Genomic DNA, 16097 nt, shown 5'->3' with positions numbered 1-16097 from the left:
TGCCGTGTTTCGTGCATCGCCTTTGACGCTAGGTCGTCGGCTTGGGCTGCGTATTCTACGCTTTCCCATCTTCGCGTCAAGTGTTTTTTCAAACTTTCTTTTCGCGCTGAATTCTTCATAAAGAAGACTTCATACTAACGCTTCATTGGCGTGAGCCGCTTGCCGTGTCAGTGGTTGCGCATTATAGGGAGCTAAAAATATTGTGCAAGCGTAAAAATAAGAAATATTGCAAAAAGATGACTGAGAGGTGTTTTTTCAATCGAAAAGAACAAAAAAGGGACTATTCGTCCCTTTTTTGGCTGTTTATCTTGATTCTAGCCACCAAAAAATCGAGTTTCTTGTTTTATTTCGATGGGGCTTCCATCAATTGTGGCGACTATTTTGATATCAATCTTGGTTATGGTCCTTTTTAATTCAACAGGATCAACGGCAATACTGACAGGAAGAGTTAGCACCTCACCAGCACCCACTGACACATGTTGTGGGCCAATCCATTGTGGGTTAGTTAATCCTTCTACACTTAAATTGTATTCTTGTGGTTGTTCTGTTTTATTAAGGATTTTAATGGTGAACGTATTTTCGGTGTTTCCTTGGTTGTTCTCACGAAATAATGAATTACGATCGCGAATAACATCCATGCGTACGGGCGCAATGGTCGCACTTGCGTAAACAAAGAGCAGAATCATGACAGTTAGCACGACGCCATAACCGACCAATTTAGGTCTTAATACTTTCTCTTTTACATTATTTAATTTGTTTTCGGTGGTATAACTAATTAATCCTTTGTTGTAGCCCATGCGTTCCATGGTGTTATCACATGCATCGATACACGCACCACAATTGATACATTCATATTGCAATCCATTACGAATATCGATACCGGTTGGGCAGACTTGTACACATAGATCGCAGTCAATACAGTCACCAAGCCCCATCTCTTTTGGATCTTGCTTACGAGTACGTGGTCCTCGAGTTTCGCCGCGCTTAGCATCATAACCCACTATATAGGTGTTTTTGTCGAACATTGCTGCTTGAAAACGAGCGTATGGGCACATGTGAATACACATGATTTCACGCATCCAACCTGCATTACCGTAAGTTGCGAGTGTAAAAAAGATAACCCAAAAGTAAATTCCACCACTTGCATTGAGGGTAATGAAATCGATATAGAGTTCTCTGCTTGGTACAAAATAAGAAACGAACGTAGTGGCTGTTAATAACGATACAACTATCCACGAAGTATGTTTTGCTGTTTTACGCCATAATTTATCAAAGCTCCATGGCATTTGATCTAACTTTATGCGTTTATTACGCGCACCTTCGAACTTTTCTTCAAACCAGATAAAGATAAAGGTCCATACTGTTTGAGGGCAAGTGTAGCCACACCAAACTCTACCGAGGTAAGTTGTGACAAAAAACAAGCCAAATGCCGCAATCATGAATAATGCAGCAAGTAAGGTAAGATCTTGCGGCCAAATTGTTAAGCCGAATACATGAAACTTTTGTTCTGCAAGATTAAACCACACAGCTTGTCTGTTTCCCCATGGTATCCAGGGAAGTAACAGAAAAAATAACATTGCTATCCAACCCATTTGGCGACGTAATGTTGTCCACATACCATCAATTGCACGTACATAAATACGGTTGCGTGGATTAAAGCGGTCTGCTTTACTGGCATCTGGTTGGTGGATTTTAATACGTTGTTGTTTTGAGAAATCTTTGGGGTTAGATTCTTTCGTCATTTTACAGCCTTACTGCTTTAATATTGAACGATAACTAGCTTATTATATAGGTAATAACACATTATTGGATAAAAAGATGAGAGGTTGGATTGGTTTAGCAATAATCGCAGGGGTTATTTATTACTTTGCGACAGAAACGGACAAACTTGATAAGCCTATTAACGACATCAAAAGTATGTTTTCAAAGGCAGATCAAAAGCTTGATTCGATGACTGGTACAAAAATTATTAAGATTGATAAGCATATACCGCAAGTAAAAGCTGAAATTTACGAACGGTTATCGACAATTGAAATACGCGAACTAGACGGTATTTTCGTAAGTAATGAGTCTATTGCAGAATTTAAAAGTCAATATTGTCACAGCAGTGCTCGTCATCCTGTTTTTTCAAAAGAAAACTTGCAGTATATCTGCGATAAAATCTGAGTAAGTTAACGCTTTTGCGGTAACAAATTGACCTAAATATCAAATAAGCCTAGCCTTTGGGTAATATTTACTACAGAGGCTAGGTTTTCTTATGACACAAGCAACGCCTGAATCAGTATCAGACATCTTTGACCCTGCCTTGTGGGATGTTGTCGCTGGATTCAATTTTGAAGACATTACGTATCACCGTGCTAAATCTCAAGGCACTGTTCGTATTGCTATTAACAGACCAGATTGCCTTAATTCATTCCGCCCTAAAACCGTTGACGAACTCTTTATAGCATTAGACCATGCTAGACAATGGTCTGATGTGGGCTGCGTACTATTAACGGGAAATGGCCCTTCAGCTAAAGGGCAGCATTCATTTTGTGCTGGCGGCGATCAGCGTATTCGTGGCAAAGATGGTTATAAATACGAAGGTGCAGAAGCAGGCCAGCCCGATGTTGCCCGTATGGGTCGTCTGCATATATTGGAAGTACAGAGACTCATACGTTTTATGCCTAAAGTAGTGATTGCTGTTGTGCCCGGTTGGGCTGTAGGTGGCGGCCATAGCTTACATGTGGTGTGTGATTTAACCTTAGCATCTAAAGAGCATGCTGTATTTAAGCAAACTGACCCAGATGTGGGAAGTTTTGATTCTGGATACGGCAGCGCTTATTTAGCGAAGATGATTGGCCAAAAACGTGCTCGTGAAATCTTTTTCCTTGGCTTTAATTATACCGCAGAAGAAGCCTGTAATATGGGCATGGTTAACCGCGCGATCCCTCATGCTGAACTTGAAACACAAGCATTAGCTTGGGCCAAAGAGATTAACTCAAAATCGCCAACAGCCATGCGTATGCTTAAATATGGCTTTAATATGACCGACGATGGCTTAGTGGGTCAGCAACTTTTTGCGGGAGAAGCCACACGTTTAGCCTATGCGAGCGAAGAAGCTCAGGAAGGTCGGGATGCGTTTTTAGAAAAACGCGACCAAGATTTTTCGCGCTTTCCTTGGCACTATTAAATACTTATACCAATTCCACTAACTATCTGATCACTCAGCGGGAATTTTGTGCCTTCTAGGCAAGTAATAGTATTGTAGGCATAGTTGCTCTCGACAACTGCTCCTGCGTTGTTCTACCTCCTGCGTCCATGCAGTCGTCGACAACTGCTCCTGCGTTGTTCTACCTCCTGCGTCCATGCAGTCGTAAGTCAAAATGCTATTAAACAGCATAGAGGGCACAGAAACCCGCCTTGCAGGAGATACTCAGACTGTCCATTTCTTTGTTGCATTGCCTTAAAAGGGAATAACCATTATTTCAACAATGCGCCTCAAACTGAACAATCTGAGTCGCTCTGATTGACCACATAATTAGTGGAATTGGTATTACATGCTAAAAGTCTGAATAAAGCGACACGATTTTATCAATTTCGCCCTTTATTTAAGAGCTTTTTTAGGTTAAATAACAAAATCCAATCGGAATTACCATTTAAAACAATCGAATCACCCCCCCTTTACATGATAATGAGAACTGTTATCATTTAATTAAACCAAACAGGGGGATTCATCATGAAAAAGACCATTAGCTTTGCCATATTACACTTTAGCGTCGCATTTTCGATTACTTATTTGTTAACAGGTAGCGTTGTTATCGGTGGTGCGATTGCTTTGCTAGAACCAGCTGTGAATACCGTGGTGTTTTATTTCCATGACAAAGTCTGGAAAAACATTGAATCCAAACAGGCTCATTCTGTAGCGATATCAGCAGAGCCTGCTCAGCTTGCTAACTAGTCGCCTCATGGTGAATTGATTGCCATGAGGTAACCAGATACAAACAAGATTATACGAGTTTAACGATGGCTACGTCATAAGCAGCAAGATTAGCACTGCCCAACACATACTGGCCTTGTATCGCACTCGGCACGGTTTGTGAGTAACCTGCATAGTTAAATAAATAGGCATAATTACCACGCTGTACCAAACGCATGTCTTTTGGTAATGCAATTGTTGCTAAACCCAATTCTGCGGCTAGCACGGTAAAGAATTCGAGTAGAAACCCATCACACGTCAGTGTGGCCACATAGCTGGTATTATTATGACGCGCAACAGCTGGGGTACCATCATGATAAGTCGCCACAACCTTCACCTCATCAGCAAATGCTAACTCTTCTCGCCAACACTGACTTTCAAATTTCGCCCCGTTAAAATGCAACACTTCGCTGCAATCTGGTCGAATGGTTTCAGTTGAGAGCACTTTCACTGGCACTAAGGCTTGTAATACTCCTGGCGCTAACGTCGGCACCAATGACAACTCATCGGTTTTACTGCCTGAGCGCGGGCCAATCACTAGGTGCACATTCGCTTGCTGACATTTATCAACAAATGTTTGTGGCACAATCGGTAAACATGGTGCAACCACGAGACTATACTGAGTTAAATCATGGTCTACTGACAAAAAATCAACGGCTAACCCTAACTGACGTAACGCAGAATAGTAAGCAAACTCAACCCGTTGATGATTATAACTGTCACCCTGGCGTTCAATTTCGGTCACCCATTGGCTATTAGCACCTGTTACTATCGCCACTTTCGCTTGTACTGGGTCGCTAATGCTAAAGTCAACCTTGGCTAATTCATCACGCATTTGTTCAACTTCAGCCCAGGCAGCCGCTTTTGAATTGTCATTACGCTTAATACCTGCGTGCATTTGCTCTTGCGCAAATGGCACTTGGCGCCAGCGGAAATAGCATACGCAGTCAGCGCCATGAGCAAATGCTTGCCACGACCACAACCTAACCATGCCGGTTTCGGGACGCGGATTATGGTGCGCCCAGTTTACTGGCCCTGGTTGTTGCTCCATCACCCAAAAGTTTTTATTGCTTACGCCACGGCTTTGGTCAAATGAATAGCTTGAAAAGTCTGGGTGACCGGTACGCATATAAGGCTTAAATTGCTCCGCTGGCATGTGTTTAAAGAACATGTCAGAACGGCCTAACGGATAATTATCGTAGCTAACAAAGTCGAGATTTTTGGCCAATGCAAAATTATCGGCCTGAGTGTCAACCAGCGGGATAAAATTGTGGGTGACAAAACGATTAGGAGAATGAGCACGAATGATATCAATCATGGCATCGTGAAACTTAACCACTTGATCAGAACTAAAACGACGATAAGCCAATTGATGAGCAGGATTCGTTTCGGTCACCGCTAAAATAGGCAGGTCGATTTGTGCAAAGTCTTGATATTCCATAGACCAAAACACATTACCCCATGCGCTGTTTAGCTTTTCAATATCGCCTTGATAATAGTCTTTACACCACTGCTGAAACGCCAACTTGGCCACCAGTGAGCCACTATGGGTGGTGTCATGGCACGCAATTTCGTTGTCGGTTTGCCAACCACACACACTTGGATGATTACCGTAACGTTCTGCGATCACGGTTGAAATACGCATGGCTTCGCGAAAATAATTTTGGCTAGAAAAATCGTAATGACGACGCGAACCAAAGCCACGTGTGGTCCCCGTATTGATGTCAACAGGTAGAATGTCTGGGTATTTATCGATTAACCACTTAGGAGGCGTTGCGGTTGGGGTGCACATGATCACCTGTAGCCCTTCACTGGCAAGTGTTTCAATCGCTCTGTCTAACCACTCAAACGAATACTCGCCATCACGAGCTTCTATTCTAGACCACGCAAACTCACCAATGCGCACATACTGTAATCCGAGCTGACGCATTTCTTTTGCATCTTGTTGCCACATAGATTCAGGCCAATGCTCTGGGTAATAGCAAACTCCTAACATGTTAATCTCCAATAAATAGCACGCAAAACCACTGGTTGAACCTCGATATAATGTAAATCATATCCTATCGTTACCAACCAAGTTACCAGGTTACTTGACGAATTTTTAATGATGAACAATATACTAACCCAGTATTTATATGATATATAGTATTTTAAATAAACTGAGTATAAATCCTTAATGCTGCTAGCGGTACCTATGGCTCAATCCACTACCCGGCAACAGCATTATGTAGCATTGTTTGTAGAATAATACTCCCAATCAAGGAATGTTAAATCATGTCACATCACCCACAGTTCGTTTTGTTAAATGGCCAAAAAAACACTTTAGTTGTTGATTGCTCAAACAAAACTCCAGCAATCTTATATTTTGGCAAAAAGCTATCATCAAAAACCACCTATGACATGATGAAACAACTCAGCACTCGCCAAGAAGCAAAGTGCTCTGTGGTTGTTGAGGCTCCAATATCATTATCACCTTTAATGGGCGAAGGGTTTACTGGCGCTCCCGGTATTGAGATTTTTGACAACAATATTGCATGGTCTATTGGTGGTACACTCACCTCGATAACTCAACCATCTGCCAACGAAGTCATTTTTGAGTCAATCGACAATTTGCGCCACTTGAGTGTTAAACATCACCTCACGTTAGATCCACATTCAGAGGTACTCAGTGCCACCACTGAGTTAACAAACTTAGGCGGTCACCCTGTTAATGTTAACTGGTGTGCAGCCCCCACCATCCCAATGCCATTACACATCGACCAAATCATGTCTTTTGAAGGCCGTTGGTCAAATGAGTTTCAACGTAAGACATTCGATATGTTTTTAGGCAGCTTTGTCCGTGAAAACCGTAAAGGTAAAACGTCTCACGACAACTTCCCAGGAATGGTCATGCACAACAAATTGACCCATGAACAAGGTGGTGAATGTTACGGTTTCCACTTGGGGTGGAGCGGTAATCACAAAATGCGCGCTGAGTTACTCGCAGAAGGTCGCAGTTACGCACAATTAGGTGAGTTATTAATGCCGGGTGAACTCGCCTTAGCACCCAATGCATCCTATACCAGCCCAACACTTTATTGCGCTTATTCAAATCAAGGTTTTAGTGGGTTGTCGCATCATTTTCACCAGTTTGTTCGCCAATCACTGATTACCGACAAAGTGCGCCAAAAACCACGACCTGTGCATTACAACACCTGGGAAGGCATTTATTTTGACCATGATGTTGCGGTATTACAGTCGTTGGCCACTCAAGCAGCAGACATTGGCGCAGAACGTTTTGTACTTGATGATGGTTGGTTTAAAGGCCGTCGTGGTGACTTTGCAGGTTTAGGTGATTGGACTGTTGACCGAGAAATCTATCCCGACGGCTTGCAACCGTTAATTGACCATGTCAATAAGGTGGGCATGGAGTTTGGATTATGGTTTGAACCAGAAATGGTTAACCCAGACAGTGACTTGTATCGAAAACACCCAGAATGGGCGCTGCAAACTGCCGGTAACGAACAACTTAAGTTTAGAAAACAGTTGGTGCTAGACATGACCAACCCTGCAGTAACAGACTACTTATTCAATGCCATTAACGACATTTTGGTAGAGTACCCGCAAATTGTCTACATAAAATGGGACATGAACCGCGACTTAAACCATGCAGGTAACTTTGCCGGTAAACCTGCCGTCCACCAGCAAACACTGGCTGCGTATGCGTTAATTAATCGCTTAAAGCAGGCGCATAGTCATGTTGAAATTGAAAGCTGTTCATCTGGAGGGGCCAGAGTTGATTATGGCGTACTGCGTTATACCGACCGCGTGTGGACATCTGATTCAAACGACGCACTAGACAGACTCAGTATTCAGCGCGGCTGTTCGTTCTTTTTCCCTGCAGAAGTCATGGGGGCACATGTGGGGCCACGCGATTGCCATATTACTGGGCGCAACATCAGTATTGCCATGCGCGCCGCTGTGGCATTTTTTGGCCACATGGGCATAGAAATGGACCCACGCGAATTAACCGACGATGAACGTCAGCAGTTACAGCAGATTATCAAACTGCACAAACAGCATCGTCAATTGATCCACAGTGGTAAGCTCGTGCGCTTAAATAGCGATGGCGACTCGATTAACTTTGGTATTGTCAATGCAGATCAAAGCCAAGGCTTATTTGCTTATAACAGCGTAAAAGAAACCCAACGCACTAACCCACCCAGATACCATTTTGCCGGATTAGACGCTGACAAAGATTACACCTTATCACTGGTGTGGCCTGCGGGGTTCTCATTCTATTCGCCATCGGTATTGAGCGTAATAGAAAAACAAACCTATAGCGGCGAAGCATTGATGACCTTTGGTATGCAATTGCCTATCACCTTCCCGCAGACATCACTGATTTTTGAGTTAAACCAAGTGAAATAACAAGGTTTTACGCATTCAACTTATCCCCATAAGCAAAAGAGCATCTAGATTAGATGCTCTTTTTATTATCAGCCTATCAATTAGCGCTTATAATTTTGACTCAATTAACTCAAGCGCTTCTTCTAAAATCATCGACACCGCAGCGCGTGTTTGTTGGGGATTACGTGCTTTAATCGCTTCAAAAATTTCAGCGTGTTTTTGCACATCAGCACCAGGTACACCTTTAATTTTATTAGTGTAGCGAATACTTACCCTAAGCGCGGTGCTGATAAATTCAGTCAACTGCACAAAAAAGCGATTACCGCTGGCAATCAAAATACTGGTATGAAAAGCAATATCGGCTTCTAATGGGTCGTCTAATCCCTGCTCTGCTTCAACCATGCGCTCAAGGGCTTTTTCAATTGAAGCGATTTGCTCGTCCGACGCATTCATGGCTGCTAATGCCGCCGCTTGTGGCTCTAACGCAACGCGCACCTGGGTAAATTCTTTTAATAACGATAATGACGGCTTACTACTCAAAATCCATTTTAATACGTCAGTATCAAACATATTCCAATTGCTTTCAGGCAACACTCGAATACCTTGCTTTGGCCGTGACGATATTAACCCTTTAGCAGAAAGCATTTTTACTGCTTCGCGGGTTGAGCTTCGGCTCACATCATACTCGATACACAAATCGGCTTCAGACGGCAACCCCTCGCCCACTGGGTAAACCCCTTTTACAATGGCGATACCTAAATCGTGAGTGAGTTGGTGGGTTAAATTTTGACGCGGTGAAGTGCTCATGCCTGTTGCTGTCCAATCTTTAGTACATAAATCTGTTATATCATATTTAAATGCAATTACGATATAACTTTGTTTTACTCGTTGTTAATGTTAAAAATAAGCTCATCATTAACATTATTTATCGGATTAATCCGTTAATCCTCAAAATACCGCTAGTTAACCATAATCAAAAATAATAGGTTTGGAGCGTTATCTGTGAGTCAGTCCACTCAGTACCAAGACTTAACAAACAAAGTCATTTTTATTACCGGCGGAGCCAGTGGTATTGGTGCGGCAATGGTAGAAGCCTTTGCCCGCCAACACGCCAAAGTGGCCTTTATTGATATAGACCAACAAGCCGCTGATGCACTCAAGCAAAATTTGTCACAATATGACCTTAATTCAATATGGTTTCGCGCTGTCGATGCCACCGATTCAGAATCGCTACAATTAGCCATTAGAGATGTTGCTGAGCATTTTGGTCGTTTTGATGTGCTTATTAATAATGTGGCCAACGATGCACGCCAAGATGTCGAAACTATTTCAGCACACGACTGGCATAAATGTATGCAAATCAACTTAGACCCTGCCTTTTTTGCGTCACAAGCAGCCTACAGCCACATGAAGCTCCAGCATTCGGGCAGTATTATTAACTTCAGCTCTATTACCGCATTGCTTGGTTCACAGCAAATGACCGGCTATGTTACGGCAAAAGCAGGCCTTATCGGCATGACACGATCACTATCGCGTGAGTTTGGTGAAGCCGGTATTCGGGTAAATGCCATTTTGCCTGGATGGGTGGCGACAGAAAAACAACTTGCCAGTTGGCTGACCGAACAAGAAGAGCAAAAGTGGACTGATGCAATGGCACTAAAACGCCGCATAACACCAGAGGATGTCGCTAAACTGGCTCTGTTTTTAGCATCTGATAACAGTGAACTCATCACCGGACAGTGTATCAATATTGACGGTGGGAGAGCTTAGTTTGTTTACTGAACATCAACATTTTATTGCCGTAGATTGGGGGACAAGTCATTTACGAGCTTACCTGTGTTTCGCTGAAGCGAGTAAACCACTCAAGGTACTTGAGCAAGTTAATAATGTCGGTGTAAAAAAAGTGCTGACTGATTTTCAAACCACATTAATGGACAGTATTGCACCTTGGGCTAAACGCTTTGGACACCTTCCTATATTAATGATTGGCCAAATTGGCTCAAGCATTGGCTGGAAAGAAACTCAATATCTGCACTGCCCTATTTCACCAACAGAAGTGATTTCTGCTGGCACCCGCTTTAACTGCCAAGGCCACCAAGTCACCATATTTCCGGGGTTGCGTTGTCAGCTTTATAATCACTTACATGACTCAATGCGCGGCGAAGAATTTCATTTGCTCGGATGGCTTGCCATGGCACCGCAACACCTTACAGGAAAACACCTAGTGTGCTTGCCTGGCACACACACAAAATGGGTGTTAATTGAAGAAGGAAAAGTAATCCTCTTTAAAACGGCTCTCACTGGTGAACTGTATGATTTGTTGTCATCTAACAGTGTATTAATCCAAGAGAAAGTGTCTGATTTAGACTTTGACTTCGACGCCTTTGTTCAAGGTGCTGACTTTAGTTTATCGTCTGCTACCGACAGTTTTGCCCATGGTCTGTTCAGCGTACGCAGCAAACAATTGTTTGAGGGGTTTACCACTAAACAGGCACATGCATACTTGTCTGGTATATTAATCGGAAACGATGTGAGAGCAGCAAAACATGCAACCGAGTGGGCGTTAAGCCAACTCAGTTCAATTGCCATAATTGGTCCAACCCATTTAAACCAATGCTTCGCCAAAGCGCTTAGTCTTTGCCATGTAAAAACAACCCTGTGGAACGTAACTGACGCCACATTAGCGGGGTTCAATGTGGTATATCAACAAGGCATTCCATTACCCCATGAAGAATAGTACGTCCTGTATTGGCAAACTTATCCACGTTATTGCGTCACAAAATCAACTAGGCGAAAATGCCTTGTGGCACCCGAAGCAAAGGGCTATTTATTGGATAGACATCATGGCTGGCGACATCCATAAATACACGGTTGATGACCAAGCCCACCAGCAATATCATCTACCTTACCGTATCGGCAGTTTTGCATTTTTAGCCCATCAAGACACTTATCAAGTAATAGTGGCATTCGAGCAAGGTTTCGCACTGTACCATCTTGAAACTCACGCAATAACTTGGCTAAGCCAACCGGAAGTCACGCAACTTGGTAATCGTTTTAATGATGGTCGCACCGACCGTGGTGGCCACTTTTGGGCAGGCACCATGGTAGAAACACGCCACACACCACAGCAGCAAGGAAGCCTATACCGTATAGATCAGTATGGGCAACCCCATAAGTATTTTAGCGATATCATGATATCCAATGGCCTATGTTGGAGCCCAGACGGTAACATCATGTACCATGCGGACTCTGAGCGTCACAGCATTTATCAGTACCATTATTGCCAGCAAAGCCATACTTTAAGCCAAAAGCGGCTCTTTGCCGCGACAGAAAACCATGCATTTCCTGATGGCTCGACGGTGGATACTGACGGTTTTATCTGGAACGCGCAATGGGGCGATCATAGCGTGGTGCGCTATAACCCTGATGGTGAGATAGTTGAAAAACTGGTTATTCCTGCGGTGCAACCCTCCAGCGTAGCAATAGGTGGACCTAACTTAGATTGGCTAATTGTCACCACATCTCGAATTACCCTGTCACCGCAACAATTAGCAGACTACCCATTGTCGGGTAATGTGTTCATTTACCAACTGCATAACGTCACAGGTATTGTCGACACTCAATGTGACTTACTCACCCCCTAAACCACAACGCCAATATCAGTACATGATATTGGCGTTCAATACTGTTAACCCGCGTGTTGTGCAGGTGCCACACCTTTAAATTGAGCCGCTTGCATATAGTCGCTCAAAAACGCTTGTTGCTGCGCCGAAAAATGTAATCCAAGCTTAGTTCTACGCCACAGCACATCTTGGCTAGTACAAGCCCACTCACTTGCCATCACATAGTCCACTTCAGTTTGATAGAGCCCGTGACCAAAATCGATACCTAACGCATCTGCCGAGGTCGCATCATTTAAAATAAATTGGGTTTTTGTGCCATAGGTACGCAATAAACGGCCAAGATATTTTGGCGCTAACCAAGGGTATTGCTGCTGATAAATACGCGTTAACTCGGCTAAATGACTAAAGTCACCACCGGGTAATACCTGCTTTGCCGTCCAAGCCTTACCCATATGGGGATGGAACGGCTTAAGGCGATTAACCGCAGCCTCAGCCAGCTTTCGATACGTGGTAATTTTACCGCCAAATACCGACAACAATGCCGCTTTACCTTTAGGTGCATCGACAATAAAGGTGTAGTCACGTGTAACAGATTGTGCCGACTCGGATTCATCATCCATTAACGGTCTCACACCAGAAAAGGTATGAACAATGTCTTGCTCGCTAATGGTTGTTTTAAAATAATGATTGGTGATATTGACCAAATAATCAATTTCTTGCTGATCTATCTTCACCTTCATTGGATCACCAACAAAATCAACATCTGTGGTGCCAATTAATGAAAAATCATCTTCAAATGGGATCACAAACACAATCCGCTGATCTTCATTTTGCAAAATATAAGCATGTGGTTGCGAGTGGATTTTAGGTACCACAATGTGGCTACCTTTGACTAAACGGATTTTTTGCGGTGAAGGCTGCTTGATAACATTACTAAACAAGCTAGACACCCATGGACCAGAGGCATTAACCACGGTTTTAGCCAGCACCTCTCGAACCGATAAATCAGCTTGGTTTTGTAAGCTTAAACGCCATAGATCATCCTGGCGCTCGGCATTAATACATCGAGTTTGAGTGCAAATTTGCGCACCTAGCTCTTTTGCTGCCAAGGCATTTAACACCACCAAACGAGAGTCATCAACCCAGGCATCTGCATATTCAAACCCTTGAATAAAGCTTGGTTTTAATGGGCTGTCTGCACTAAAAGCAATTTTTCTTGAGCCGCTTAACGTCGCACGCGAGGCCAAATTATCATATAAAAATAATCCAAGGCGGATCATCCATGCAGGACGTAAATGCGGCTGATGCGGGAGCCTAAAGGTTAATGGGGTGATCAAATGCGGTGCTTTTTTTAATAGCACTTCTCGCTCAGCTAAGGCTTCTTTAACTAGGCGAAATTCATAATGCTCTAAATAACGCAAACCGCCATGGATCAATTTACTACTATTAGACGAAGTAGCCGAAGCCAAATCATTTTGTTCACATAATAATACGCTCAATCCACGTCCTACTGCATCGGCCGCTATCCCAACACCGTTTATGCCGCCACCAATCACGACAACATCGACTATTTCTATATCGGCTTTCATTTACTTACCCGCCCGCAAAATAAATATGATAAATAGTATATATTAACCATATCATAGAGTGACTCACCTCTTGTTGACAAGCACAATTAGAAAGATCTTATCCAAACAGATTACATCTTGTTAAATAAAAAACTTAATAGTAGTATTTATCATATAAATTAAATTTGTATAATTTATCAGCGTATGAATGTGGCCATACTCAAGAGTAAAGCGACATCATCAACATAGATAAAAGGATCCCCATGAGCCAGTTTGAATTTACCCACAGACGAAAAAACCCGTTAACGGGTAATTGGGTATTAGTGTCGCCTCACAGAAATAACCGTCCATGGTTAGGTGCGACAGAAAAAAGTGCCCCTTCAAACCTACCAGAACATGATGAAACATGCCCTTTATGCCCCGGCAACCAACGAGCTAATGACACCCAAAACCCTCAATATGACAACACGTTTGTGTTTACTAACGACTTTGGTGCGCTCACGCCACAAGTTGCAGCGCAGGCAGCACAACTTGAAACAAACCCGCTATTTGCAATAGAAGCAGCCACAGGCGAATGCCGGGTGATTTGTTTTTCACCTAAACACAACAAAACCCTACCTGAGCTATCGGTTAACGAAATAAAAGACGTTGTCGATACCTGGAAGCAGAATTATGTAGAGCTGTCTGCTCAGTATGCTTGTGTACACATTTTTGAAAATAAAGGTGCAGTGATGGGCTGCTCACAGCCGCACCCACACGGGCAGGTTTGGGCCCACAACCATTTATCAACAGAAATTCAATTAGAGCAAGCCAGCCAACTCCAGTATCAACAGACTCACGGCAGCAATTTGCTGGCCGACTATGTTAAGCATGAACGAGTCGACGGTGAACGAGTGGTTTATCAAAATGACCACTGGCTAGTTGTTGTGCCATTTTGGGCTGCATGGCCGTTTGAAACCTTATTAGTGAGTAAAGACGATGTACGTCATTTTGGGCAATTAACTGAAGCCCAATCAACTGCACTGGCAGACGCCATCAAAGTACTCACCACTCGCTATGACAACGTGTTTAATTGCTGCTTCCCCTATTCTATGGGATGGCATTGTGCCCCAAGTGACTTAGACGATGACAGCCACTGGCGCATGCACGCACATTTTTATCCACCGTTATTGCGCTCTGCTACGGTAAAAAAACACATGGTCGGCTATGAAATGCTCGCCGAAAGCCAACGCGATTTAAGTCCAGAAACCGCTGCAAAAATATTAAAAAATGCCAGCGACGTACACTACACCGAAGGAAATCAACATGACTAACAACGCGCTACAGGCATTGTTTACCCAACAATATGGATCAGATGCACAAGGTGTAGTCAGCGCACCGGGTCGTGTTAACTTGATTGGTGAATTTACCGATTACAACCAGGGATATGTTTTACCCTGTGCATTAACATTTCGCACTCAAGTACTATACCGCTTGCGCAACGACAATCGGGTTAATGTTATCTCAACCATGTACCCCAATGAGCAAGAAAGCTTTGAAGTTAATCAACCGATTCAAGAAGGCCACTCACAATGGGGTAACTACATTCGCGCTGTGGCATTTGTGCTAAACCGCGCTGGCCATTTGCTAAAAGGGGTGGATTTACTTATTGAAAGTAACGTGCCTCAAGGCAGTGGGTTATCATCCTCAGCCGCCCTTGAAGTCGCCATTGCAGGCATGTTCAATCACGTGTGTGGTTTGAACCTTAACGAAGAGCAAATTGCATTATTTGGCCAAGAAGCAGAAAACGACTTTATGGACTGCCAATGCGGCATTATGGATCAGCTGATTTCAGCTAAAGGTCAACAAGACCAAGCCTTATTGATTGACTGCCAAAACCTACAAACTCAAGCGGTCACCATTCCTACCGACTTATCAATTGTCATTGTGAACTCAAATTACCCACGTAAATTAGTCGACAGCGAATACAACCAACGCCGCATAGACTGCGAACAAGCCGCAAGCAAAATGGGCTTAACCACATTACGCGATGCCAATTTGGATTTACTCGCACAAACAAAACCGCAAATGAGTGCAAACGAATTTGCCCGCGCCCATCATGTTATTACCGAAAACGACCGCGTGATTGCCGCCACCAAAGCGCTAGCCAATAACGACATTGAACAGCTGCGGATATTGATGACCGCATCGCACCAGTCACTCAAGCATGATTTTGAAGTCACCGTACCTGCCACCGACGGCCTAGTGCAAATTTGCCAACAAGCACTGGGCGATCGCGGCGCGGTTCGTATGACGGGTGGCGGTTTTGGTGGTGCAATTGTGTGTTTATGTCGCCACGAGGACGTGGCGGTGATTCAACAGGCTGTTGAGCAACATTATTTTGCTCAATTTAATCTACAAGCTGACATCTATGTGTGCACTGCCGGCAACGGACTAACAGTACAACACTATTAACAACACACCATCGTTTTGTATCGATACACAATGCGGGCGTCAATGTCGCGCCCGCCTTGCATCATCTTCAATTGATGCTGATGGAATAAAACCACAGAAAAGGAC

The 16097-nt window shown here is 43.5% G+C and carries 13 protein-coding genes; 9 read left to right on the top strand and 4 right to left on the bottom strand.

Translation table 11 applies throughout. The features are described 5' to 3' along the window. Positions 1-314: 314 nt before the first annotated feature. Positions 315-1742: a cytochrome c oxidase accessory protein CcoG gene (gene ccoG / locus L2703_RS12110; RefSeq protein ID WP_248971346.1), complete on the bottom strand. Its 1428-nt coding sequence runs from the start codon at positions 1740-1742 to the stop codon at positions 315-317. A gap of 76 nt (positions 1743-1818) precedes the next feature. On the opposite strand from ccoG, the gene L2703_RS12105 reads away from it, so the two are divergent. The 3 genes from L2703_RS12105 to L2703_RS12095 all read left to right on the top strand — a co-directional run bounded on the left by L2703_RS12105 (position 1819) and on the right by L2703_RS12095 (position 3940). After that, complete coding sequence (locus L2703_RS12105) at positions 1819-2166, top strand: hypothetical protein (protein WP_248971345.1); 348 nt, start codon at positions 1819-1821, stop codon at positions 2164-2166. A 91-nt stretch (positions 2167-2257) separates the two neighbouring features. Continuing rightward, positions 2258-3172 carry a 1,4-dihydroxy-2-naphthoyl-CoA synthase gene (locus L2703_RS12100; RefSeq protein ID WP_248971344.1) on the top strand — a complete coding sequence of 305 codons (915 nt, stop codon included), beginning with the start codon at positions 2258-2260 and terminating at the stop codon, positions 3170-3172. Between the two features lie 546 nt (positions 3173-3718). Further along, positions 3719-3940 (top strand): DUF2061 domain-containing protein, encoded by a 222-nt coding sequence (locus tag L2703_RS12095; protein WP_248971343.1) that lies wholly within the window; start codon positions 3719-3721, stop codon positions 3938-3940. 49 nt (positions 3941-3989) lie between these two features. On the opposite strand, the gene L2703_RS12090 is transcribed toward L2703_RS12095, so the two are convergent. Next, positions 3990-5954, bottom strand: a complete 1965-nt coding sequence (locus L2703_RS12090) for a beta-galactosidase (RefSeq protein ID WP_248971342.1) — start codon at positions 5952-5954, stop codon at positions 3990-3992. A gap of 278 nt (positions 5955-6232) precedes the next feature. Here L2703_RS12090 and L2703_RS12085 point away from each other — a divergent pair, with 278 nt between their 5' ends. Then, complete coding sequence (locus tag L2703_RS12085; RefSeq protein ID WP_248971341.1) at positions 6233-8368, top strand: alpha-galactosidase; 2136 nt, start codon at positions 6233-6235, stop codon at positions 8366-8368. A gap of 87 nt (positions 8369-8455) precedes the next feature. Here the strand turns inward: L2703_RS12085 and L2703_RS12080 are convergent, their stop codons facing one another. Further along, complete coding sequence (locus L2703_RS12080; RefSeq protein ID WP_248971340.1) at positions 8456-9154, bottom strand: FadR/GntR family transcriptional regulator; 699 nt, start codon at positions 9152-9154, stop codon at positions 8456-8458. A 195-nt stretch (positions 9155-9349) separates the two neighbouring features. Here L2703_RS12080 and L2703_RS12075 point away from each other — a divergent pair, with 195 nt between their 5' ends. Genes L2703_RS12075 through L2703_RS12065 form a run of 3 tightly spaced genes read left to right on the top strand, consistent with a single transcriptional unit; the run spans position 9350 to position 11991 of the window. Then, a complete protein-coding gene (locus L2703_RS12075) occupies positions 9350-10117 on the top strand; it encodes an SDR family NAD(P)-dependent oxidoreductase (protein ID WP_248971339.1) in 768 nt (255 codons plus the stop codon). Between the two features lies 1 nt (position 10118). Further along, positions 10119-11084: a 2-dehydro-3-deoxygalactonokinase gene (locus tag L2703_RS12070; protein WP_248971338.1), complete on the top strand. Its 966-nt coding sequence runs from the start codon at positions 10119-10121 to the stop codon at positions 11082-11084. Then, entirely contained in the window at positions 11074-11991 is a 918-nt protein-coding gene (locus L2703_RS12065) for an SMP-30/gluconolactonase/LRE family protein (protein WP_248971337.1), read from the top strand. Before L2703_RS12070 ends, L2703_RS12065 begins: the two co-directional genes overlap by 11 nt. A 44-nt stretch (positions 11992-12035) precedes the next feature. Here L2703_RS12065 and glpD read toward each other — a convergent pair whose 3' ends face one another. After that, entirely contained in the window at positions 12036-13559 is a 1524-nt protein-coding gene (gene glpD / locus L2703_RS12060; RefSeq protein ID WP_248971336.1) for a glycerol-3-phosphate dehydrogenase, read from the bottom strand. Positions 13560-13801: 242 nt separating this feature from the next. On the opposite strand from glpD, the gene L2703_RS12055 reads away from it, so the two are divergent. Together L2703_RS12055 and galK are read left to right on the top strand one after the other, a co-directional pair. Next, positions 13802-14851, top strand: coding sequence for a UDP-glucose--hexose-1-phosphate uridylyltransferase (locus L2703_RS12055; protein ID WP_248971335.1), 1050 nt, complete (start codon positions 13802-13804; stop codon positions 14849-14851). Continuing rightward, positions 14844-15992 carry a galactokinase gene (gene galK / locus L2703_RS12050; RefSeq protein ID WP_248971334.1) on the top strand — a complete coding sequence of 383 codons (1149 nt, stop codon included), beginning with the start codon at positions 14844-14846 and terminating at the stop codon, positions 15990-15992. The genes L2703_RS12055 and galK overlap by 8 nt, the downstream gene beginning before the upstream one ends. Positions 15993-16097: the final 105 nt, after the last annotated feature.

Origin of the sequence: Shewanella basaltis (assembly GCF_023283885.1) — a bacterium.
Taxonomy (GTDB): domain Bacteria; phylum Pseudomonadota; class Gammaproteobacteria; order Enterobacterales; family Shewanellaceae; genus Shewanella; species Shewanella basaltis.
This window is presented reverse-complemented; position numbering and strand designations above follow the sequence as displayed.

Excerpts from the sequence above, each read along its gene's own strand:
- ccoG (WP_248971346.1), bottom strand. The coding sequence starts at position 1,742 with ATGACGAAAGAATCTAACCCCAAAGATTTCTCAAAACAACAACGTATT.
- L2703_RS12105 (WP_248971345.1), top strand. The coding sequence starts at position 1,819 with ATGAGAGGTTGGATTGGTTTAGCAATAATCGCAGGGGTTATTTATTAC.
- L2703_RS12100 (WP_248971344.1), top strand. The coding sequence starts at position 2,258 with ATGACACAAGCAACGCCTGAATCAGTATCAGACATCTTTGACCCTGCC.
- L2703_RS12095 (WP_248971343.1), top strand. The coding sequence starts at position 3,719 with ATGAAAAAGACCATTAGCTTTGCCATATTACACTTTAGCGTCGCATTT.
- L2703_RS12090 (WP_248971342.1), bottom strand. The coding sequence starts at position 5,954 with ATGTTAGGAGTTTGCTATTACCCAGAGCATTGGCCTGAATCTATGTGG.
- L2703_RS12085 (WP_248971341.1), top strand. The coding sequence starts at position 6,233 with ATGTCACATCACCCACAGTTCGTTTTGTTAAATGGCCAAAAAAACACT.
- L2703_RS12080 (WP_248971340.1), bottom strand. The coding sequence starts at position 9,154 with ATGAGCACTTCACCGCGTCAAAATTTAACCCACCAACTCACTCACGAT.
- L2703_RS12065 (WP_248971337.1), top strand. The coding sequence starts at position 11,074 with ATGAAGAATAGTACGTCCTGTATTGGCAAACTTATCCACGTTATTGCG.
- glpD (WP_248971336.1), bottom strand. The coding sequence starts at position 13,559 with ATGAAAGCCGATATAGAAATAGTCGATGTTGTCGTGATTGGTGGCGGC.
- L2703_RS12055 (WP_248971335.1), top strand. The coding sequence starts at position 13,802 with ATGAGCCAGTTTGAATTTACCCACAGACGAAAAAACCCGTTAACGGGT.
- galK (WP_248971334.1), top strand. The coding sequence starts at position 14,844 with ATGACTAACAACGCGCTACAGGCATTGTTTACCCAACAATATGGATCA.